1 protein-coding gene is annotated in these 522 nt (G+C 60.5%); it reads right to left on the minus strand.

Annotated features, from left to right (window positions below; all coding sequences use genetic code 11):
* Window positions 1–440, minus strand: a 440-nt coding sequence (locus AC1DWM_RS30225; protein ID WP_477796909.1) for an NAD(P)(+) transhydrogenase (Re/Si-specific) subunit beta, incomplete at its 3' end; no start/stop codon positions are given.
* Window positions 441–522 lie beyond the last annotated feature (82 nt).

Consider the following 522-nt stretch of genomic DNA (forward strand, 5'->3'; position numbering starts at 1 on the left):
GCCGCACCGAGGAACAGTTCCAGACGGTTACCGGCCGGGATCGCGTCACCCAGTTGCTGGACGATGCCCAGGGATTGCGGCTCGACCACCGCTGCAATGGCGATGAACACCGCAGCCAGACCGATCATGCTGTGCATGAAGGCGACCAGCTCGGGCATCTTGGTCATTTCAACGCGTTTGGCCATGATCGAACCGACAGTGCCGCCGATCAGCAGGCCGACGATCACGTAGACGATACCGTCATGGGCCCCGCCTTGTCCAAAAGAGAGCGCGCCGAGCTTGTAGATCAGGCCCACGCTGGTAAGGATCGCCAGGCCCATGCCGAGCATGCCGAACAGGTTGCCGCGACGCGACGTGGTGGGGTGCGAGAGGCCCTTGAGCGCCTGGATGAAGCAGACCGAGGCGATCAAATACAGGGAAGTAACCAGGTTCATGCTCATGCTTGTTGCACCTCAGCCTTGACTGCTTCGGTCTTGGCTGCCGGAGCTTTGGCCGCTTTCTTCTTGAACATTTCCAGCATGC

The organism is Pseudomonas sp. P4_C8, assembly GCF_056401975.1.